This window comes from Cnuibacter sp. UC19_7 (assembly GCF_042699995.1).
Classification (GTDB): domain Bacteria; phylum Actinomycetota; class Actinomycetes; order Actinomycetales; family Microbacteriaceae; genus Cnuibacter.
The window spans coordinates 3050933-3070700 of record NZ_CP170560.1; the positions used below are offsets into that span (position 1 = coordinate 3050933).

The 19768-nt window shown below is 72.1% G+C and carries 18 protein-coding genes and 1 pseudogene; 12 read left to right on the forward strand and 7 right to left on the reverse strand.

The genetic code is table 11. The annotated features are described in order from the left end of the window. The first annotated feature begins 153 nt into the window (after window positions 1-153). Complete coding sequence (locus ACFJGV_RS14530; RefSeq protein WP_378144698.1) at window positions 154-1518, forward strand: cation:dicarboxylate symporter family transporter; 1365 nt, start codon at window positions 154-156, stop codon at window positions 1516-1518. Here ACFJGV_RS14530 and ACFJGV_RS14535 read toward each other — a convergent pair. Then, window positions 1499-2482: an aldo/keto reductase gene (locus ACFJGV_RS14535; protein WP_378144699.1), complete on the reverse strand. Its 984-nt coding sequence runs from the start codon at window positions 2480-2482 to the stop codon at window positions 1499-1501. The two genes, ACFJGV_RS14530 and ACFJGV_RS14535, sit on opposite strands and share 20 nt — an antisense overlap. A 196-nt stretch (window positions 2483-2678) precedes the next feature. Between ACFJGV_RS14535 and ACFJGV_RS14540 the strand changes: the two genes are divergently transcribed. After that, entirely contained in the window at window positions 2679-3716 is a 1038-nt protein-coding gene (locus ACFJGV_RS14540; RefSeq protein ID WP_378144700.1) for a GNAT family N-acetyltransferase, read from the forward strand. Between the two features lie 7 nt (window positions 3717-3723). Here ACFJGV_RS14540 and ACFJGV_RS14545 read toward each other — a convergent pair whose 3' ends face one another. Beyond that, window positions 3724-4008, reverse strand: coding sequence for a GNAT family N-acetyltransferase (locus tag ACFJGV_RS14545; protein WP_378144701.1), 285 nt, complete (start codon window positions 4006-4008; stop codon window positions 3724-3726). A gap of 187 nt (window positions 4009-4195) precedes the next feature. Here ACFJGV_RS14545 and ACFJGV_RS14550 point away from each other — a divergent pair, with 187 nt between their 5' ends. From ACFJGV_RS14550 to ACFJGV_RS14565, 4 genes and pseudogenes are all read left to right on the forward strand, one after another. Then, window positions 4196-5107, forward strand: a complete 912-nt coding sequence (locus ACFJGV_RS14550; RefSeq protein WP_378148741.1) for a DNA-methyltransferase — start codon at window positions 4196-4198, stop codon at window positions 5105-5107. 62 nt (window positions 5108-5169) lie between these two features. After that, entirely contained in the window at window positions 5170-5811 is a 642-nt protein-coding gene (locus ACFJGV_RS14555) for an HAD-IA family hydrolase (protein ID WP_378144702.1), read from the forward strand. 314 nt (window positions 5812-6125) lie between these two features. After that, window positions 6126-6620, forward strand: a pseudogene (locus tag ACFJGV_RS14560) (ArnT family glycosyltransferase); the annotation flags it as partial. A 262-nt stretch (window positions 6621-6882) separates the two neighbouring features. Continuing rightward, window positions 6883-8001: a hypothetical protein gene (locus ACFJGV_RS14565; RefSeq protein ID WP_378148795.1), complete on the forward strand. Its 1119-nt coding sequence runs from the start codon at window positions 6883-6885 to the stop codon at window positions 7999-8001. Between the two features lie 279 nt (window positions 8002-8280). On the opposite strand, the gene ACFJGV_RS14570 is transcribed toward ACFJGV_RS14565, so the two are convergent. Together ACFJGV_RS14570 and ACFJGV_RS14575 are read right to left on the reverse strand one after the other, a co-directional pair. After that, entirely contained in the window at window positions 8281-9279 is a 999-nt protein-coding gene (locus tag ACFJGV_RS14570) for a LacI family DNA-binding transcriptional regulator (RefSeq protein WP_378144703.1), read from the reverse strand. A 7-nt stretch (window positions 9280-9286) separates the two neighbouring features. Continuing rightward, window positions 9287-10723: a GH1 family beta-glucosidase gene (locus ACFJGV_RS14575; RefSeq protein WP_378144704.1), complete on the reverse strand. Its 1437-nt coding sequence runs from the start codon at window positions 10721-10723 to the stop codon at window positions 9287-9289. Here ACFJGV_RS14575 and ACFJGV_RS14580 point away from each other — a divergent pair. Then, the gene (locus ACFJGV_RS14580) at window positions 10722-11279 is read left to right on the forward strand and encodes a DUF3800 domain-containing protein (RefSeq protein ID WP_378144705.1); all 558 of its coding nucleotides are present in this window, start codon (window positions 10722-10724) and stop codon (window positions 11277-11279) included. The genes ACFJGV_RS14575 and ACFJGV_RS14580 overlap by 2 nt on opposite strands. A 141-nt stretch (window positions 11280-11420) precedes the next feature. On the opposite strand, the gene ACFJGV_RS14585 is transcribed toward ACFJGV_RS14580, so the two are convergent. Beyond that, entirely contained in the window at window positions 11421-12911 is a 1491-nt protein-coding gene (locus tag ACFJGV_RS14585) for an MFS transporter (RefSeq protein ID WP_378144706.1), read from the reverse strand. 50 nt (window positions 12912-12961) lie between these two features. On the opposite strand from ACFJGV_RS14585, the gene ACFJGV_RS14590 reads away from it, so the two are divergent. From ACFJGV_RS14590 to ACFJGV_RS14605, 4 genes are all read left to right on the forward strand, one after another. Beyond that, window positions 12962-13600: a TetR/AcrR family transcriptional regulator gene (locus ACFJGV_RS14590; RefSeq protein ID WP_378144707.1), complete on the forward strand. Its 639-nt coding sequence runs from the start codon at window positions 12962-12964 to the stop codon at window positions 13598-13600. A 164-nt stretch (window positions 13601-13764) separates the two neighbouring features. Then, window positions 13765-14520, forward strand: a complete 756-nt coding sequence (locus ACFJGV_RS14595) for an SDR family oxidoreductase (protein WP_378144708.1) — start codon at window positions 13765-13767, stop codon at window positions 14518-14520. A 208-nt stretch (window positions 14521-14728) separates the two neighbouring features. Then, window positions 14729-15355 (forward strand): ClpP family protease, encoded by a 627-nt coding sequence (locus ACFJGV_RS14600; protein ID WP_378144709.1) that lies wholly within the window; start codon window positions 14729-14731, stop codon window positions 15353-15355. Further along, window positions 15352-15939 carry a ClpP family protease gene (locus ACFJGV_RS14605; RefSeq protein WP_378144710.1) on the forward strand — a complete coding sequence of 196 codons (588 nt, stop codon included), beginning with the start codon at window positions 15352-15354 and terminating at the stop codon, window positions 15937-15939. Before ACFJGV_RS14600 ends, ACFJGV_RS14605 begins: the two co-directional genes overlap by 4 nt. Before the next feature lie 10 nt (window positions 15940-15949). Here the strand turns inward: ACFJGV_RS14605 and ACFJGV_RS14610 are convergent, their stop codons facing one another. Beyond that, on the reverse strand, window positions 15950-16258 hold the full coding sequence (locus ACFJGV_RS14610; protein ID WP_378144711.1) for a helix-turn-helix domain-containing protein: 309 nt from the start codon (window positions 16256-16258) through the stop codon (window positions 15950-15952). A 157-nt stretch (window positions 16259-16415) separates the two neighbouring features. Beyond that, the gene (locus ACFJGV_RS14615; protein WP_378144712.1) at window positions 16416-18407 is read right to left on the reverse strand and encodes an MDR family MFS transporter; all 1992 of its coding nucleotides are present in this window, start codon (window positions 18405-18407) and stop codon (window positions 16416-16418) included. Between the two features lie 192 nt (window positions 18408-18599). Between ACFJGV_RS14615 and ACFJGV_RS14620 the strand changes: the two genes are divergently transcribed. Then, window positions 18600-19760, forward strand: coding sequence for a hypothetical protein (locus ACFJGV_RS14620; RefSeq protein WP_378144713.1), 1161 nt, complete (start codon window positions 18600-18602; stop codon window positions 19758-19760). The last annotated feature ends 8 nt before the right edge of the window (window positions 19761-19768 follow it).

Consider the following 19768-nt stretch of genomic DNA (forward strand, 5'->3'; position numbering starts at 1 on the left):
GGTCGGGACACTCCATCATCTCTCCCGCACGTCGCGCTGTCTCCGTGCCGGCCGCGAACACTACGACCACAAACGGGACAGCCCGTCCGCGGACGCGCAGAGTCTCCTGCACCGGAGGGCACACAGGGGTGCCGCTCGAGGAAGGGAACGATCATGGCAATGACGCTGAGACCGCACAGGCGACTCGACCGCACGCACTACCTGTACATCGCCGTCATCGTCGCGGTGGCGGCGGGCATCGCGGTGGGGCTCCTCGTGCCCGACTTCGCGACGGGCCTCAAGCCCATCGGCGACGCGTTCGTCAAACTGATCAAGATGATGATCGCGCCGGTCATCTTCTGCACGATCGTGCTGGGCGTGGGCTCGATCGCGAAGGCCGCCACGGTGGGGAAGGTCGGCGGTCTCGCACTCGGCTACTTCATCGCCATGTCGACCTTCGCGCTCGCGATCGGGCTGGTGGTGGGCAACCTCATCCACCCCGGGACCGGCCTCGACCTGAGCGGCACGAGCTACCAGGCGACCGGCGAGGCGACCGAGACCAAGGACTTCCTGCTCGGGATCATCCCGGTGTCGCTGCTCTCGGCGCTCACCGACGGCTCGATCCTGCAGACGCTGTTCGTCGCCCTCATCATCGGGTTCGCGCTCCAGCGGATGGGGGCGAAGGGCGCGCCGATCCTCAACGGCATCCGGATGATCCAGGCGCTGGTGTTCCGCATCCTCGCCATGATCATGTGGCTGGCGCCGGTGGGCGCGTTCGGCGCCATCGCCGCCGTCGTCGGCTCGACCGGTCCTCAGGCGCTCATCGGGCTCGGCGCGCTGATGATCGCGTTCTACGTGACCTGCGCGGTGTTCATCGTGGTCGTCCTGGGCGGATTGCTCATGATCGTCACCCGCATCAACATCTTCTCGCTCATGAAGTACCTGGCGCGGGAGTACCTGCTGATCGTGTCGACCTCATCGTCCGAGGCGGCGCTGCCGCGGCTGATCGCGAAGCTCGAGCACCTCGGGGCCTCCAAGCCCGTCGTCGGGATCACCGTGCCGACGGGGTACTCGTTCAACCTCGACGGCACGGCCATCTACCTCACCATGGCGTCGCTGTTCATCGCCAATGCCATGGGCACACCGCTCTCGATCGGAGAGCAGGTGTCGCTGCTGGTGTTCATGGTGATCGCCTCGAAGGGCGCGGCCGGGGTCACCGGGGCCGGGCTGGCCACGCTGGCCGGCGGTCTGCAGGCGCACCGGCCGGACCTGCTCGACGGCGTGGGCCTCATCGTGGGGATCGACCGGTTCATGTCGGAGGCGCGGGCGCTGACGAACTTCACCGGGAACGCGGTGGCCACTCTGCTCGTGGCGACCTGGACGCGCCAGCTCGACACCGAGCAGGTGCGCGCCGTGCTCTCGGGCGGCCGTCCGTTCGACGAGGCGACGATGAGCGCCGACGACCACCTCGGTCCCGACGAGGCGGCCTCGGTCGCGGAGACCGCTGCCGCCCCGGCTCTCACCAGCGGTCGTGGATGAGCGGACGGAACCGCTCGTCGTAGATGCGCCGCACACCCTCGCGAACGCCGTCGCCGAGGTCGGGCACCCGACCGGCGGCGGCGTTCGCGCGCGCCTGCTCAGGGTTGCGGGCGCCGGGGATGACGCTGCTCACGCCGTCGAGCTGAGCCACCCAGGCGAGGGCGGCCTGCGCCGGGGTCAGGCCCCCGGGCACCAGGGCGGCGAACTCGCGGGCCGCGGCGACGCCCTCCTCGAAGGGCACACCCGAGAAGGTCTCGCCGACGTCGAAGGCTTCGCCCGATCGGTTGTACGTGCGGTGGTCGTCGGCGGCGAACGTCGTCGACTCGGTGTACTTGCCGCTCAGCAGCCCGGAGGCCAGCGGCACGCGCGCGATGATGCCCACCCCGGCCTCCTGAGCCGCGGGGAGCACCTCGTCGAGGGGCTTCAGACGGAAGGGGTTGAGGATGATCTGCACCGTGGCCACCCCGGGTCGGGCGATCGCCGCGAGTGCCTGCGCCGTCTCCTCGACGCTCACGCCGTACGCGGCGATCGCGCCCTCGTCGACGAGGGTGTCGAGCGCGTCGTAGACGGCGTCGTCGTGGAACACCGCGGTCGGCGGGCAGTGCAGCTGCACGAGGTCGAGCGTCTCGACGCCGAGGTTGCGGCGCGAGCGGTCGGTCCAGGCGCGGAAGTTCTCGAGCGTGTAGTTGCCCGGCTCCTGCGGCAGCCGACGGCCCATCTTGGTGGCCACGGTGAGCGGATGCCCCGGGTTGGCGCGACGCCAGGTGCCGATGAGGGACTCGCTCCGCCCGTCGCCGTAGACGTCGGCCGTGTCGAACAGGGTGACGCCCGCCTCAGCCGACGCGTCGAGCACAGCCAGCGCATCCGCCTCGTCGACCTCGCCCCAGTCGGCGCCCAGCTGCCAGGTGCCCAGGCCGATGACCGACACCTCGCGTCCCGTCCTGCCGAGAGTCCTGTTCTCCACGTCTGCTCCTCGCGCTCTGCCCGGTCCGATCCGTCGGGCGTGGTCTGTCCGTCGTCCATCCTGCCCCGCGCCCCCGTCGGTGGGCGACGGGCTTGCGCTCTCCGTGCTCTCGCCCGCTCCGTGCTCTCGCCCGCTCCGTGCTCTCGCCCGCTCCGTGCTCTCGCCCGCTCCGTGCTCTCGCCCCTACGGTGGAATCATGAGCAGTCCTCTCCGCGACCGTGTCCCGCTCCCCGCGGAGGGGGGTGCGACGCTCCCGTCCGGGCCCGACGGCGTCGGCTGGCGACGTCTGGGTCCGGCGGATGCCGCCGAGGTGTACGAGCTGCGGCGTCGAGCCGGTCGCCTCGACCATCCGAACTTCGTCGTCTCGCGGGAGGAGATCGAGAGCGATCTGTCGCGCTCCGAGCTCGACCCCGATCGCGACACCGCCGGGGCGACGGATGCGGAGGGTCGCCTCATCGCCTACGGCCTCGTCGTGCGCCCGGCCGAGTCGGAGTCGCTCGTGAAGGTGTTCCTCGACGGCCATGTCGACCCCGACCGCCGGCGCGAGGGGATCGGGCGACGGCTGCTCGACTGGCAGCAGGCGCGAGGCCTCGAGATCCTCGCCGAGCACGACGTGCCGCTCCCCGGTTGGCTGCTCGCGCAGTCCGACGCCGGCTCGACCCACGTCGTCGACCTGCTGCAGCGCGCGGGCTTCGCGCCCCGCCGGTACTGGCTCGAGCTGCGGCGCGACCTGGCCGAGCCGCTGCCCGAGGTGTCGGTCGACGGCGCCCTGCGCATCCGCGGGTATGAGCCGGAGCACGCGCCCGACCTCGCGGAGCGGGTGCGCGTGGCGCGGAACGAGGCCTTCCGCGATCACTGGGGGAGCCAGCCCGTCTCGGCGGAGGACTGGGCCGCGCGCGACGCGCTCCCGGTCGCCCGGCACGACCTGTCGTTCGTGATGCTCGACGGCGAGGAGGTGGCCGGCTTCCTCATCACGACGGTGAACCCCGAGGAGTGCGAGCAGCTCGGCTTCCCGTTCGGCTACATCGAGCTGCTCGGCACGCGCGCGGCGTACCGGGGGAGAGGCGTCGCCCGCGCCCTGCTCGTGCGCGCCCTCGCCGCCTTTCGCGAGGCGGGGCTCGAGCAGGCCGTGCTCGACGTCGACTCCGAGAGCCCGACCGGCGCCGTGGGGCTCTACACGTCGGTCGGCTTCCGCGAGGCGAACCGCTCGCTCAGCCTCGTGCGGGAGTGGTGACCGCGGCTCAGCTCGCGAGCAGCTCCTCGTAGTCGGGGTGGGTGCGGATGTAGTGCCCGACGAACGAGCACTGCGGCACCACCGCGCCCGCGCCGCTGAGACGGATGTCGTCGAGGGCAGCCTGCACGAGCATCCCGCCCAGGCCGTTCTGGCGTTTGGCCGGGAAGACCTCGGTGTGGGTCATGTAGACCTTGCCGTCGGCGGCGATGTAGTCGGCCACCCCGGACAGCTCGCCGTCGAGATAGAGCGCGTAGCGGTGCTCGGCGACTTCGTGGCGGATCTCAGTACTCATGATGGGCGGCACGATACCCCTGTCGCCTGGGTGACGTTCTCGGCTCGCCGCACTAGGGGCGGATGCGGAGGCGGCAGGGCCCTGCTGCCATGATGGACCGGTGGATGCGGTCGAGGGCTCGGTCACCGGGCCCGTCGAGGGCCCGACCGGCGGAGGCGTCGAGGGCCTCATCCTCCACGCCGACAACATGGACGTGCTCCCCGGCATGGCCGACGGGACGTTCACCGTCATCTACCTCGACCCTCCGTTCAACACGGGGCGCCCGCAGCGGCGCAGCACCACGACGAGCGTCCGCGTCGCCGCCGACTCGCCCGCCGGGCGGGGCCGCGTCATCGGGTTCAAGGGGCAGGCGTACGACCGCATCCGCGGCGACCTCATGCGGTACGACGACCACTTCGACGACTACTGGGGCTTCCTCGAGCCGCGCATCCTGGAGGCCTGGCGGCTGCTCGCCGACGACGGCACCCTCTACCTCCACCTCGACTACCGGGAGGCGCACTACGCGAAGGTGCTGCTCGACGCCCTCTTCGGGCGGGAGTGCTTCCTCAACGAGATCATCTGGGCGTACGACTACGGCGCGAAGTCGAAGAACCGCTGGCCCACCAAGCACGACACGATCCTGGTGTACGTGAAGTCGCCCACCGGATACTGGTTCGACTCCACCGCCGTCGATCGGGAGCCCTACATGGCGCCGGGGCTGGTCACGCCCGAGCGGGCCGCCCTCGGCAAGCTGCCCACCGACGTGTGGTGGCACACCATCGTCTCGCCGACGGGCCGCGAGAAGACCGGCTATCCCACGCAGAAGCCCGAGGGGGTGCTGCGGCGGATGATCCAGGCCTCGTCGCGCCCGGGCGACCGGGTGCTCGACTTCTTCGCCGGCAGCGGCACCACGGGCGCCGTCGCGGCGGCGCTCGGCCGCCACTACGTGCTCGTCGACGCCAACCCCGACGCCGTCGCGGTCATGCGCACGCGCCTGCCCGACGCCGAGGTGCGTGTGGTGGGGCCGAGCGCCGGGCCGAGCGGCTCCTCGACCGACGCCACTCCCTCTGCCGCGCCGACCGTCACCTCGACACCGGATCCGGGCGAGCCCGCCGGATAGCGCGGAGGTGCGACGGAATCGGTGTCGAGGTGACGGGCTCGCGCCGTCGATAGGCTCGAGTGGTGACTGACGAGTACCGCATCCGGGGCCTGCTGTTCGACTGCGACGGCGTGCTCGTCGACTCGCTCGTGTCGGCGGGCCGCGCCTGGGACGCGTGGTCGGCCCGGTGGGCGCCGCACTTCGACTACCACACGCAGATGGTGCACGGCCGGCGGGCGGGCGACACCGTCCGCGAGCTGGTGGCCGCGGAGGACGCTGAGCGCGCCGAGCTCGAGCTCGAGCAGGACGAGATCCGCGAGGCGGCCGGCACCGGGGCGCTGCCCGGGGCGCGCGAGCTGACCTCCACGCTCGAGCTGCCGTGGGCCGTGGTGACCTCGGGCACCCGCGACCTCGCGAGGGCGCGCCTCGGTTCGGCGGGCATCGAGCCTCCCGCCGTGCTGATCGCGGCGCAGGACGTGACCCACGGGAAGCCCCACCCCGAGCCCTACGCCACCGGCGCCGAACGGATCGGCGTTCCCGCCGCCGACTGCGTCGTCTTCGAGGACGCGATGTCGGGCATCAAGGCGGCCCGTGCCGCGGGCGTCGGCGTGGTCATCGGCGTGGGGAGCTCCGCCATCGGGCACGGCGCCGACGCGGTCGTGCCCGACCTCAGCGCGGTGTCGGTGGTCGACGGGGTCCTCTCGCTCTCCGCGCGGCTCGACTGAGAAGCCGAGCACGAGGGCGGGGCGCGCGACGGCACCGCCGCCACCTCCGCGACGTCATAGCGCACCCATAGTCCGGCCGAGGCGGGGGCAAATGTCCGCTGCCTACCGTCGGCTGCGTGACGACCTCCACCCTCGGACCCGGCGTACCCGACGCGGCCGGCGCATCCTCCACCGCGGTCGGCGTCGTCCTGCGACGCGTGCTCCGTCCGTGGCCTCTCGGCCTCGGCGCCCTCATCGCCCTGACCACGTTCGCCACCCTGTGGGCGCTGCAGCTCGGCCAGCGCTCGGAGTACTACGCGGCCATCGCCCTGTCGATGAGCGAGAGCTGGGCGAACTTCCTGTTCGGATCGGTCGACCCGGCCGGCACGGTGTCGCTCGACAAGATCCCCGGGTCGTACTGGGTGCCCGCGCTGTTCGTGCGCGTCTTCGGGTTCTCCACGTGGTCGGTGAACGCACCCAACGCACTGGCGACGATCGCCTCGGTCGTGATCGTCGCGTTCACCGCCCGCCGCATCGCGCGGGGACTCGGGCTCGAGGGCGGAGCGACCCTCGCCGGCCTCCTGGCCGGATCCGCCGTCGCGGCCACGCCCATCCTCGCCGCCGTCGCCCGATCGAACCAACCCGAGTCGTTCTTCGTGCTCGCGCTCGCGCTCGCGGCCTGGGCGGCGACCAAGGCCGTCGAGCGCGCCTCCGCGCGCTGGCTGGTGGGAGCGGGCGCGTTCATCGCGCTCGCGTTCCAGATGTACATGCTCGAGGCGTGGGCGGTCTGGCCCGCCCTCGCCGCCGGGTACCTCGTCACGCGCAAGTCCTGGTGGCGGAAGGTTCGCGACCTCACCGTCGCCGGGATCGTCAGCCTCGCGCTGTCGCTGACCTGGATCGCCGTGGTCGCTCTCGTGCCCGCATCCGCCCGCCCCTATGTGGGAGGCACGTACTCGAACAACCCCTTCGAGATGGTGTTCGGCTACAACGGGCTCGGGCGGTTCTCGGCCACCGCCGAGTCCAGCGACTACCGGTCGTTCACGCCGCCGTTCTCCGGCGACGCGGGGGGTGTTCCGGCTCTTCGGAGTGGAGGTGGCAGGGCAGGTCGCGTGGCTCATCCCGGTGGCGCTCCTCGCGATCGTCGTGCTGCTCGTGCTGCGTCAGCGGCTCTCGTTGGTGGTGTTCCTCGGGGGATGGCTCGTGACGTTCCTCGTGATGTTCTCCGCCGTCGCGGGGATGCACCAGTTCTACACGGCGTCGCTCGCGCTGCCGATGGGGCTGCTCGTGGGGCTGGCGTTCGCGGTCGCCCGGGCGCGGGGCGTTCTCTGGGCCCAGCTCGCGATGATCGGGGTGGCCGCGCTCACCGCGGTGCTGGTGGGGCTCGCGCATCCCGAGTACCTGCTCTGGGTCGCGATCGCCCAGGGCGTGCTGGCGCTCGTCGCCGGGGTGCTCGTCGTGGGGTGGCGGCGGGGTCGGGCGGGTCGGTGGTGGGTCTCCGTGATCGCGGGTGCCGCGCTGCTCCTCACCCCCGCCGTGTGGTCGCTGGATGCGATGAACCATGAGAACTCGATCAACCCGATCGCGGGCGCGGGGTCGGCGATGGGCTTCGGCGGGGGCGGGGGTTCGGGTGGCTTCGGTGGGGGTGGGGGCGGCTTCCCCGGGGGTGCTCCCGGCAGCGGGACGGGGAACGGGGCGGGGAGCGGGCAGCCTCCGGCGGGGGGATCCGGCTCTTCCGGCATGACGGGCATGACGGGCAGGCCGGACGCCTCCGGCCGCGACGGCGGGCCTCGCTCCGACGCCGGCTCCGCGGGCGGTCTGGGGGCCACCGGTGCGGGGAGGTCGGGCGCGGAGGAAGCCGTGCTGGCGTACGTGCAGGCGAACCGCGGATCGGCCTCGTACCTGCTCGCGACCTTCGGGGCGCAGAGCGCGGCCGAGTACATCACCGCCACGGACGGCGACTCCGTGCTGCCGATCGGCGGGTTCAGCGGGTCTGATCCGGCGCCCACCCTGGCCGCGTTCCGGGAGCTCGTCGCGTCGGGTCAGGTCCGGTTCGTGCTCATGGCGAGCGACGGCGGCTTCGGGGGCGGCGGGGGCTTCGGAGGCGCCGGGTCGTCGTCGGGTTCGGAGGTCTCCTCCATCCGGGAGTGGGTGACCCAGAACTGCACCGCGGTCGACGGCGTCACCGACCTCTACTCCTGCTCCGCCGGCTGAGCGGCCGTCCGTGGTAGGCGGCGCGGCGCCGCTGCCGCGGGTTGCGCCCGCTCAGCGCGTCGGCGGGGCCGAGGAGGGGCCGAGCGCGCTCTGAGCGGGCCGAACCCGCATCCACGCCCGCCCCGCAGGGGCGCAGGCCCTCACGCGAACCCAGGCGGCGGCGCCGCTGCGGCGGGTTGCGCCCGCTCAGCGCGTCGGCGGGGCCGTGGAGGGGCCGAGCGCGTTCCCCGCGGGCCGAACCCGCATCCCGCCCGCCCCGCGTGTGGGACGGGAGAGGGACTACGCGGAGCCGCGGCGGATGAGGGCCGTGGGCACGTACTGCGCCCTCGGCACGTCGTCGCCCTCGATGAGCGACACGAGCGTGGTCGCCAGCAGCTCGCCCAGGGCGGACGAGGGCTGGTGCACGGTGGTGAGCTGCGGCGTGGTCGTGGTGGCGTAGGGGTCGTCATCGAAGCCGACCAGCGCCACATCGTCGGGCACGCGCAGGCCGTGGGCGTGCAGCACGCCGAGCGCGCCGGCGGCCATCTGGTCGTTCGCCGCGAAGACGCCGTCGATCCCGGCGTCGCCCGCGTGCGCGAGCAGCCTCTCCATGGCCGCCGCGCCGGACTCGAGCGAGAAGTCGCCCACCTCCACCAGGTCGGGGTCGCCGCCGGCGGCGCGCCACCCCTCGAGCCGGTCGAGGCCGGCGGGCATGTCCTGGCGCCCGGCGATCGTCGCGATGCGACGGCGGCCGAGGCTCAGCAGATGGGAGGTGGCGAGCCGCGCCGCGGTGATGTTGTCGACGTCGACGTAGTGCGCATCCGCCGCCGACGGATGCACGGGCCGGCCGCCGAAGACGAGCGGGACCGTGGACCCCAGGTGCAGGTACGAGTCGTCGCCCGCGTGGTGCGAGACGACGAGCGCGCCGTCGACGTTGCCGCCGAGGAGGAAGCGCCGCGTCTTCGCCGCCTGCTGCTCGGAGGCGATGAGCAGCGACAGCGTGTAGTCGGTCTCGCCGAGCGCCGTCGACACCCCGCGCACGATCGACGCGAAGAACGGGTCGGCGAAGACGGTGGACGACGGCTCGGGCACGAGCAGCGCGATCACATCGGTGCGCGACCGCGCGAGCGACCGCGCCACACGGTTGGGCACGTAGTCGAGCCGGGCGATCGCCGCCTCGACGGCGGCCACCGCCTCGGGGGTCACCTTGGGCGACCCGTTGACCACACGCGACACGGTCGAGCGCGAGACGCCCGCCTCCGCAGCCACCATCTCGAGGGTGGGCTGCTGCGGGGTCATGGGGTCCTCATCCGGCGGTCGGGCTCACCACGGTCGAGGCCCGGGTCGAGGCGTCGTGATCGGCGATGATCGAAGCGTACGCGAGCGCGGAGTCCTTCGGTGTGCGCTCGAGGGTGTCGTAGTCGACCCGCACGATGCCGAAGCGCTTCCCGTAGCCCCAGGCCCACTCGAAGTTGTCGAGCAGCGACCAGACGAAGTAGCCCCGCACATCCGCCCCCTGCTCGATCGCGGCGTGCACCGCGTCGATGTGGTCGCGGATGTAGGCGGTGCGCTCGACGTCGTGGATCGCGCCATCCTCCGAGACCACGTCGTCATAGGCGGCGCCGTTCTCGGTCACGTAGAGGGCGGGGAGGGTGTCGTACTCGCGGCCGAGACGCACGAGGAGGGTGGTGAGCCCGATCGGGTTCACCTCCCACTCCATCGCGGTGAGGGTGAGGCCGTCGCGCTGCGGGAAGGTGACGAACTCCGCGGTCGGGAAGGGCGACGCGACCGGCCGGGTCGAGCCCTGCACGAGGTGGGTCTCGAGAGCGTGCTCGAGCGGATGCGCCGACACCTGGTCGTCGTGATAGTGGTTCACGCCGAGGAAGTCGAGGGGCTGCGAGATGAGCTCGAGGTCGCCGTCGCGCACGTTGTCGTCGATGCCGTACCCGGCGAGGTCGCGGCGCACGTCCTCCGGGTACTCGCCGCGCAGCAGCGGGTCGAGGAAGATGCGGTTGTTCAGCCCGTCGATGCGGCGGGCGGCATCGAGGTCGGCCTCATCCGACGGGTCGCGCGGGATCGCGTTGGTGAGGTTGAGCGTGATGCCCACCTCCTCCGCGCCCAGCTCGCGCAGGCGCTTCGTCGCGAGTCCGTGCGCGAGGTGCAGGTGGTGCACGGCGGCGACGGCCTGACGCGGATCCTGCACACCCGGTGCGTGCACCCCCGCGGCGTAGCCGAGCCACGAGCTGCAGAACGGCTCGTTGAAGGTGGTCCAGCGCGAGACGCGGTCGCCGAGCACGGCGTACACGCCCTCCGCGTAGTCGCGGAAGCGGTAGGCGGTGTCGCGCGCGGCCCATCCGCCGAGCTCCTGCACGGCCTGCGGAAGGTCCCAGTGGTACAGCGTCAGCCACGGGACGATGTCGTTCGCGAGCAGCTCGTCGACCAGGCGGGAGTAGAAGTCAAGACCGCGGCGGTTGAACTCGCGGTCGCCGGGCTTGATGCGCGACCAGCTCGTCGAGAAGCGGTAGGCGTGCAGCCCCAGGCGCTTCATGAGGGCGACGTCCTCGGGCATCCGGTGGTAGTGGTCGTCGGCGACGTCGAGGGTGTCGCCGTTCAGCACGGCGCCGGGGACGCGGGCGAACGCATCCCAGATCGAGGCCTCCTTGCCGTCCTCGAAGGCGGCACCCTCGATCTGGGCGGCGGCAGTGGCGGATCCCCAGAGGAAGCCGGGCGGGAAGTCGGTCATGGCTGCGGAACCTCGTGTCGTGCGATCGGGCTGCGGGCGACGGCTGGTCCTACGCCGCACTGCGCCGGTGGGAGCGCTCCCACGTGCTCCCACGCTAGGCGGACGGCACTCGAGGTGTCAAACGCGCCCGCGCGTCGCGCGCTGCCCCCGACGACCGTTCGTGCCCGGGAGGGGCGGTCTCCGTCGAGTGGCGACGTTCCGCCCCTCCCAGGCGGGATGTAGGGCCGGAAGTCGCCGCTCGACGCGCTGGTGGAGGCCGGATCGAGCGGGTGGCCGACGCCATCACGGCGTATCGCACCCGCCTCGAGACACGAAGGCGTTCAGGCTGAAGGACGCGGGGTACTTCCATCGAGTCGTGAAGGACGAGTGCCCTGGCACGATCAGGGAGATCTCGACCGCCGACTCGGCGCGCAACGTCATGATCCAACTCGCGGACATGGTCGCGGGGGCCATCCACAGGTCGTACAGCTCGACGAAGCCCGACGCGAAGCTGTACCGAGCGGTACTGCAGAGACGGTTGCGCGATGCGCGGAGTTCGATCTGGGAGTTCAGATGAGTGCGACCCGCCGCCCTAACCCTGTGGGCACGCGCACCGTACGGAGACTATTCGGACGACGGATCTCGGTGAGGAAAGCTCAACGCGCTCTCGCCTCTTTCCTCCACAGAGCGGACGTCGCTGCTCCCCGCGCGCCGCGGGTCAGGGAGTGCTGCGCGCGGGGTCGGGAGGGGCCGTGGGCGCAGAGGATGCCTGAGCGGGGGTGTTGGGGATGGGAGCGCGACGGGTGCGGAGGAAGCCGTAGGCGACGAGGGCGGCGGAGACCGCGGTGAGGGCGAGGGCGCCGACCTCGACGGCGGCCCGGAACTCGCCGGTCTGCGCGGGGGTCCACGGGGTCGCGGTGACGGTGCCCGCGAACATGGCGGCGAGGATCGTGCCGACCAGGGCGAGCCCGACGCCCGTCGTCACCTCCGATGCGGTGTCGACGAGGGCGGCGCCGATGGTGGTGCGGTCCTCCGGGAGGCCGCGCAGCACGTTGGTGCCCGCGACCACCCCGACCACGCGCAGTCCGGCCGACACGAGCACCAGCGCCACCGCGACCCAGACGTAGCCGAACGAGCCGAGCAGTGCGTAGACCGCGAGGCCCGCGACCACGGCGATCGAGCTCATCCAAGCGAGCCGCTCCAGGCCGAACCTGTTCATCAGCGGGCGGACGGCGGCGCCGCCCGCGATGAGAACGATCACCTGCGGCAGCATCCCGAGCGAGGCGAGCGCCGGCGGCCAGCCCCAGTCGAGCTGCAGCTGCAGGGTGACGAGGTACCCGAGCCCGGCGATCGCCATGCCCGCGGCCGCCTTGAAGGCGAGTCCGCTCGAGACCAGCGGATGCGCGAGCAGCCGCAGCTCCAGAAGCGGATGGCGCGCCGTCCGCTCGCGCCACACGAAGAGCGTGCCCGCCGCGACGGCCGCGAGGGTGGCGACCCACGGCGTCCACGAGCCCGCCCCCTCCTCGACGAACAGGGTCGGCGCCACCAGCGCGAGCACGATCGTGGCGGTGCCGAGAAGACCCCCGGCGACGTCGAGCGGATCGCGGTGGAGGTCCTCCGGTGCATCCGCGGCGACACCCGCCCGGATGCCGATCCAGGCCAGCGCGGCGATCGGCACGTTGACGAGCAGCAGCACCTGCCAGGGTGCGAACGAGAGGACGAAGCCGCCTGCGGTCGGTCCGACCACGAGTCCGACGAGCCCGACGGTCGAGATGAGGTTGATCGCGCGCACGCGCAGCCCGTCCTCGCGGAAGAGGCGGAAGGCGAGCGCCATCGAGCCCGGCGTGGTCATCGCGGCCGCGACGCCCATCGCGGCGCGCACCGCGATCAGCTGATCCGTCGTGGTGACGAAGGCGGTCGCGAGGCTCGCCAGACCGAGCAGCACGAGCCCGACGAGCATGATCCGGCGTCGACCGAAGCGGTCCGACAGGGCCCCGAAGACGAGCATCAGGCCGCCGAACACGACGGTGTACGCGCCCGTGACCCACTGCAGACCGACGGTCGACGTGCCCAGCTCGCGGCCGATGGTCGGGAGCGCGACGGTGAGGATCGAGTTGTCGAGCATCTCGAACAGGAACACCGCGGAGAGCCCGGCGAGGGCGACCCCAGCGTGGCGCAGGGTCTGAGGCGCGGGATCGGATGAGGTCATACGACTAGGTTAGGTCACTAAACTAAGTCGCACAAGTATAGGATCGAAGGGTGCCACGGACGAGCGAACGCAGCGGCCCCCAGACCCGTGCGCGGATCTCGCGGGTCGCGACCGCGCTCATCCTCGAGAGGGGTTTCGACGAGGTGACCGTCGCCGAGGTCGCCCGTCAGGCAGGCGTCTCGAGCGTGACGGTGTTCAAGCACTTCCCGCGCAAGGAGGACCTCCTCCTCGACCGCGCACCCGAAGCGGCTGAGATGCTCCGCGCCGCCGTGCGGGGCGCGACAGACGCGGAGGCGGGGCGGACGGGCACCTCCCTGGAACGGGCCCTGGACGCCGTCGAAGCTCTCACCGGCCGGCTCGCCGAGGAGCGGCACGCGCTGTCCGGACTGGCCTCCGGGGCCGGGGTGTTCTTCCGTGTCGTCGCGGAGTCGTCCTCGCTGGCCGACCGCTCGCGCGAGATCGCGGCCGAGCTGGAGGCCGTGCTCGCGACGGAGATGGAGCGGATCGGAGTCGACCGCGATGATGCGCTGCTCGCCGCGGCGCTCGTCATCGCGGGGTACGCCAGCGTCCTCGTCGGGACCGCCCGGCGGGTGATCGACGGGTGGGCGGAGCCCGAGCTCGCCGCCGACCACCGCCGCCGCCTCGGCCGTCTGTTCGCCGCGCTGCGGCGCGGCCTGGCGCGCGAGTGAGGCTGCGCGCGTGACCTGCCCGCCTGATCCGGGCCGCGCGCCGGCCTCACATCCGGATGGGCTGCGTCGTCGACCTCACACTCGGGTGGGCTACGTCGTCGACGTGTCATGACGACACTCCACGACACGACATCCGACACCCACTTCCGAGGGGAGGCCTCGGCATGAGGATCGCGATCGCCGGCGCCACGGGCACGGTCGGCCGTCACGTGCTCGCCGCCGCCCGCAGGCGGGGACACGAGACGGTGCCGCTGTCACGCGCATCCGGACAGGACGTCACGACCGGGGAGGGGCTCGCGGCGGCGCTCGCCGGAGCGGACGCGCTCATCGACGTGACCAGCGTCGAGACGCTGTCGGCGAAGGTCGCCGTCGACTTCTTCGAGCGGGCGACCGAGCGGATGCTCGCGGCCGAGCAGGCGGCGGGCGTCCCGCACCACGTGGCGCTGTCGATCGTGGGGATCGACGGCGTCGACGCGTCGTACTACTCCGGCAAGCTCGCGCAGGAGCGGTCGGTCGCGGCGGGCGGCGTGCCGTGGACGGTGCTGCGCGCCGCTCAGTTCCACGAGTTCGCCGGCCAGGTGATGCGGCGCGGCTCGGTCGGGCCGCTGGTGGCGGTGCCTCGCGCGCTCGTCCGCACCGTGGCCGCGCGGGAGGTGGGGGAGCGGCTCGTCGAGCTCGCGGAGGGCGGCCCCCTGGGCCGCGCGCGCGACCTCGTCGGCCCGGAGGATGCGAGGTTGATCGACCTGGTGCGCCGCCGGCTGCGTGCCGACGGCATCCGCCGCCCTGCCTTCGAGGTGGCGCTGCCGGGGCTGTACTGGCGCTCCATGGCGTCGGGCGCCCTCCGCGGCGGCGCGGAGGCGCAGCGGGGCGCGATCACCTTCGACGAGTGGCTGCGGTCTCCGAACCACACCGCGCCCTGATCGCGCGCGTGCGCGCAGAGCTCCGCCACACTCCTGGCGCTTCGCCACGCTCATGCGTGTGGCGAAGCGCCAGGAGTGTGGCGAAAGGCACCCACGGGCGGGCGCGGGCGCACGCGGCGGCGCACGGGCGCGGGCGCGCTGCCGTGGGCGGAGCGGCCCTCAGCAGAAGGGAGCACGGGGGAGGGGGCGCGAGAGCGAGGGTGGGGGCATGAGCGATTCACCCCGACCCCAGGCGTTCGACGCCACCGCCCGCCGCGAGCTGTACGAGCGCAGGGTGCTCGTGCTCGACGGCGAGCTCGACGACGACAACGGCACCCTCCTCGCGACGCAGCTCATCGCGCTGGCGACGGAGGATCCGCTGTCGGAGATCTCCCTCTGGATCCACTCGCCCGGCGGATCCGTGCCCGCCATGCTCGCGATCCGCGACGTGATGCGTGCCATCCCCAACGACGTCGCCACCCTCGTGCTCGGCATGGCGTGCAGCGCGGGGCAGTTCCTGCTCTCCTCGGGCACGCCGGGAAGGCGCCGGGCGCTGCCGCACTCGCGGGTGCTCATGCACCAGGGGTCGGCGGGCATCGGCGGCCCCGCGGTCGACGTCGAACTGCAGGCGGATGCGCTGCGCCACACCCGCGACACGGTGCTGCGCCTCATCGCCGACGACACCGGGCAGCCCCTGGAGCGCGTCTTCGACGACTCCCTGCACGACCACTGGTACAGCGCGCAGGAGGCGCTGGAGTACGGCTTCGTCGACTCGATCGTCGAGTCGTTCGAGGAGCTGCGTCCCGCGGGACGCGACCGGGTCGGCTTCGGCATCGGAGCGGGGGTGGCGCGATGAGCACCTACACGATCCCCCACGTGGTGGTGCGGCAGTCGGGCGTGGAGCGCGTGATGGACGTGTACTCGCAGCTGCTCGCCGAGCGCGTGGTCTACCTGGGCACGCCGATCGACGCGGGGGTGGCGAACGCCCTCATCGCGCAGCTGCTGCACCTCGAGTCGACCGAGCCGGAGAGCGAGATCCAGCTCTACGTCAACTGCGAGGGCGGCGATCCGAGCGCGATGCTCGCCCTGTACGACACGATGCGCTTCGTGCGCTCGCCGGTCGCGACGACGTGCGTCGGCCAGGCGGTGGGCGTGGGCGCCGCGCTGCTCGCCGCCGGCGCCGACGGGCGGCGGTCGGTGCTGCCCCACGCACGGGTCGTGCTGCACCAGCCGGCGGCGCAGGGGCGGGGCGCGATCCCCGACCTCATCCTGCAGGCCGACGAGGTGGTGCGGATGCGCTCCGACATCGAGGGCCTGCTCGCCCGCCACTCGGGGCAGTCGCTCGAGACGCTGCGCCGCGACACCGACCGCGACCGCGTCTTCACCGCCCCGGCCGCCGTCGCCTACGGCCTCGCCGACCAGGTGATCGAGCGGCGCTGACGACCGCGGTTCAGGCGGCGAGTGCGAACGCCGCCTGAACCCGGGCGGGCGCGGGGGCGACGGGGGCGAGCTGCTCGGCGACGGAGCGGGTGAGGTCGAGCAGGCTCCAGCCCAGGGCGCCCGCGACGGCGGCGATCATCTCGCTCGACGGGTCCTTCGAGCCGCGCTCCATCTCGGAGAGGTATTGCGGCGACACCCCGGCGCGCCGCGCCACCTCGCCGAGGGTCTCGCCCCGTTCGTGGCGGAGGGTCCGCATCCGGTCTCCCACCAGGTGCCGCCAGAGCGGCTCGGGCTCTGCTGCGCGTGCGTCGTCGGCCATGCTCGACGGTACCGCGGCCCCGTTTCGCGGGTCACGGGGTTCTGCTGAGAGCAGAACGCCGCCACCTCGACACCGAATCCGCCTCACCGCGCAATATAGCGCGGGGCTTCCGAGGATTCGGTGTCGAGGTGGTGGCGATCAGCGGCCGCGGAGCGCGTCAGTGGCGCGGGTGGGTCTCCCCGGGGGCTTCGTGGTCGACCGGCGCGTCGGACGCGTGCCGCGACGGGCCCGAGCCGGGGGCCGCCTCCGCCGGTCGCTGCGCCGGTACCGACGAGGTGGTGACGTCGGGCCCGAGCAGGGCGCCCATCCGATCGGCGACGAGCTGCGCCTCCACGGCGGGCTCCTCGTCGTCGTCGAGCGAGACGTGCCCGGACGCCGCGCCGGCCGCAGCACCCGAGCCCGAGGACGAGCCCGCGGCGCCGGAGGCGGCAGCGTCGGCCGAGGCGCGCTCCGCGTGCGCCTCCTCCAGCGCCGACTTCGCGCGCAGCGGCGTCGCCTTGAGGAAGAAGCTCAGCACGAACGCCACGAGCACCACGCCCAGGCTCACGAGGAACACGGTCGCCGACGCGCTCGCCCAGCCCTCGACGAACGGCTTGGTGAATGCCTCGTTCGCGCCGTTGAGGAACGACGTGTCGCCGTTGAGGGCGTTGCCGATCGCCGACGGGTCGCTCTGCCCCCGCTGGAGGATGTCGATGATCGCGGTGTTCGCCGGGTCGGAGGTGACCGAGGGATCCTGCAGCGCCGACTGGATGCCCGACACCGTCGCCGGGTCGGTGAACGACGTGCGCAGCGCATCCGGGAGGCGGTCGAAGAGCACCGAGAAGACGACCGCGGTGCCGAGCGTTCCACCGATCGAGCGGAAGAACGTCGCGCCCGAGGTGGCCACGCCGATGTCGCGCGGGCCGACCGAGTTCTGGCTCGCGATGGTCAGCGTCTGCATGAGCTGGCCGAGTCCGAGGCCGACCACGAGCATCCCGACCATGACGTAGATCACGCCCTTGTCGGCCGACACGAAGGACAGGTAGAGGAACGCGGCCGACAGGAAGCCCGTGCCGAGGATCGGGAAGATCTTGTACTTGCCGGTGCGCGAGATGATCTGCCCGGAGACGATCGACGAGACCATGATGCCGAGCACCATCGGGATCATCAGCAGGCCCGCCTCGGTGGGCGTCGCGCCGGTGGCGATCTGCAGGTAGTTCGGGATGGTCATCATCGCGCCGAACATGCCGAAGCCGACGAGCACGCCGAGCACCGTCGCCACCGAGAACGTGGGCGAGCGGAAGAGCTTCAGCGGCACCAGTGCGTCGTCGCCCATCGCACGCTCCACGAGGATGAACGACACGATGCCGATCGGCGCCAGCACGTAGCAGAGGATGGCGCCCCACGAGCCCCAGCCCCAGTCGCGGCCCTGCTCGGCCACGAGGAGGATGGGCACGACGGCGAGGATGATCGTGGCCGCGCCCCACCAGTCGATCCGCACGGTGCGCTTCGTGTGCGGGATGTGCAGGAACGCGATCACGATGAGCATCGCGACGATGCCGATGGGCAGGTTGATGAGGAAGATCCAGCGCCATCCGGTGACCCCGAGGATCTCGTTCGCACCCGACAGCACGCCGCCGAGCAGCGGCCCGATCACGCTCGAGACGCCGAACACGGCGAGGAAGTAGCCCTGGTACTTCGCCCGCTCGCGCGGCGCGAGGATGTCGCCCATGATCGTCAGCGCGAGCGACATGAGGCCGCCGGCGCCGAGGCCCTGGATGGCGCGGTATCCGGCCAGCTCGATCATCGAGTGCGCGAACGCCCCGGCGAGCAGCGATCCGACGAGGAAGATCGTGATCGCGATGATGTACAGCGGACGGCGGCCGAAGATGTCGGAGAGCTTGCCGTAGATCGGCGTCGAGATCGTCGACATGATCAGGTACGCCGTGGTGACCCACGCCTGCTGGTCGAGCCCGGACAGGTCGTCGGCGATCGTGCGCATCGACGTGCCGACGATGGTCTGGTCGAGGGCGGCCAGGAACATCCCGGCCATGAGGCCGAGCACGATGAAGAGGATCTGGCGCTGGGTCAGGCGCCCGCCCGATTCCTTGAACTGCTGGGCCCGCTCGGCGGCGGTGGGGCGACGGCGTGACGTCTCGTTGCGCGACATGGCGTCCTCAGGGGGGAGAAGGTGGACCGCGCAAACTTGCGCAGACTGCAAAATTACACCCGCTGATGGGATGCCGACAACGAAGGTCCGCCTCACCCGGTCGCGATCCGGATGGAACTGCCGTACCCCGTCCGGACACTACGGGGTGAGGGTCCATCTGAAGGAACGGGGAACGGGGACATGAAGGACTGGATGCGCGCATCGGCCGCGCGAGGGGCAGCGGGGGCGATCGTGCTCGCGTGCGTGATCGGAGGGGTCGCGCCGGCGGCCTTCGCCGACGAGATCGGGGCGAGCGCGCCCGCTGCGCCGACGCAGGCGGCGGATGCGCCGCTCGATCCCGTGGCCGAGCCGGCGCTGCCGCCGACGCCCGTGCTGACCGGCCCGGCATCGGGTTCCGAGGTCACGCCGGGGACGCTCATCACAGGCACGGGGCGGCCTTACACGCTGCTGACCGTCCGTGTGGATGCCCGCGATCCGTATCAGCTGACCGTCGATGGGAACGGGGTGTGGAGCCTTCCCGCCCGCGCCGACCTGGGGCCGGTCACCTACCGGATCGCTGCACTCGACGGCACGGTCGAGGGTGAGCCGCTCACGCTCTCCTACGAGGTGGTGGCCGGACAGCTGCCGGATCTCGCGCCGTGGTGGCCCCAGCCGAATCAGCGAGCGTTGGGTTGGGTGACGGCGATCAGCGGGACGGGCACGCCCGGTGCGACCGTGCATCTGACCGGAGATGTGGAGGGAACGACGTTCATCGGACTCACGGGTGCGTGGACCGTGCCGTGCAACCTGACCTACGGCGCGTACCAGGTCACGATGACCCAGACTGCCGAGGGGCTCGGGGACTCCCGGCCGGTGACCGTGCCCTTCACCGTGGTGCCTTTCGAACCGGTGATCGCCTGGCCCGACTCCGAGGGCATCGTCGTTCAGGCAGGCACCGCGCCTGTGGTGTCGGGGTCGGTCGGCGTTCCGGGATCCACGGTGGTCGTGAGCTGGGGTGAGGGCACATCCATACAGACGATCGCCGATCCCTATCGGTGGTCGGTCACGCTGCCGTCAGACCTTCCGGTGGGCGGGTACACCATCTTCGCGTGGACGGTCATCAACGGACAGTCCAGCGATGCGCGGGCTACGGGCCTCACCGTGGTGCCCGCGCCTCCCTCCCCGCCAGTCGAGACACCCACCGGCACCGGCTCCAACGCGGCGGTGGCCGGCTCGGGTGGATCCGGGACGGGCACGCTCGCCCAGACCGGACTCGACGCGGGACCGCTCGCGCTCTCGGCCCTGGCGATGGTCGCCCTTGCCGCCGGGATGATGACGGTGGCGCGCCGCCTGCGGCGCGGCGGCAGCATCTAGCACCGCGG

Excerpts from the sequence above, each read along its gene's own strand:
- ACFJGV_RS14600 (WP_378144709.1), top strand. The coding sequence starts at position 14,729 with ATGAGCGATTCACCCCGACCCCAGGCGTTCGACGCCACCGCCCGCCGC.
- ACFJGV_RS14610 (WP_378144711.1), bottom strand. The coding sequence starts at position 16,258 with ATGGCCGACGACGCACGCGCAGCAGAGCCCGAGCCGCTCTGGCGGCAC.
- ACFJGV_RS14585 (WP_378144706.1), bottom strand. The coding sequence starts at position 12,911 with ATGACCTCATCCGATCCCGCGCCTCAGACCCTGCGCCACGCTGGGGTC.
- ACFJGV_RS14595 (WP_378144708.1), top strand. The coding sequence starts at position 13,765 with ATGAGGATCGCGATCGCCGGCGCCACGGGCACGGTCGGCCGTCACGTG.
- ACFJGV_RS14615 (WP_378144712.1), bottom strand. The coding sequence starts at position 18,407 with ATGTCGCGCAACGAGACGTCACGCCGTCGCCCCACCGCCGCCGAGCGG.
- ACFJGV_RS14575 (WP_378144704.1), bottom strand. The coding sequence starts at position 10,723 with ATGACCGACTTCCCGCCCGGCTTCCTCTGGGGATCCGCCACTGCCGCC.
- ACFJGV_RS14540 (WP_378144700.1), top strand. The coding sequence starts at position 2,679 with ATGAGCAGTCCTCTCCGCGACCGTGTCCCGCTCCCCGCGGAGGGGGGT.
- ACFJGV_RS14570 (WP_378144703.1), bottom strand. The coding sequence starts at position 9,279 with ATGACCCCGCAGCAGCCCACCCTCGAGATGGTGGCTGCGGAGGCGGGC.
- ACFJGV_RS14545 (WP_378144701.1), bottom strand. The coding sequence starts at position 4,008 with ATGAGTACTGAGATCCGCCACGAAGTCGCCGAGCACCGCTACGCGCTC.
- ACFJGV_RS14605 (WP_378144710.1), top strand. The coding sequence starts at position 15,352 with ATGAGCACCTACACGATCCCCCACGTGGTGGTGCGGCAGTCGGGCGTG.
- ACFJGV_RS14550 (WP_378148741.1), top strand. The coding sequence starts at position 4,196 with ATGGACGTGCTCCCCGGCATGGCCGACGGGACGTTCACCGTCATCTAC.
- ACFJGV_RS14620 (WP_378144713.1), top strand. The coding sequence starts at position 18,600 with ATGCGCGCATCGGCCGCGCGAGGGGCAGCGGGGGCGATCGTGCTCGCG.
- ACFJGV_RS14580 (WP_378144705.1), top strand. The coding sequence starts at position 10,722 with ATGGCTGCGGAACCTCGTGTCGTGCGATCGGGCTGCGGGCGACGGCTG.
- ACFJGV_RS14530 (WP_378144698.1), top strand. The coding sequence starts at position 154 with ATGGCAATGACGCTGAGACCGCACAGGCGACTCGACCGCACGCACTAC.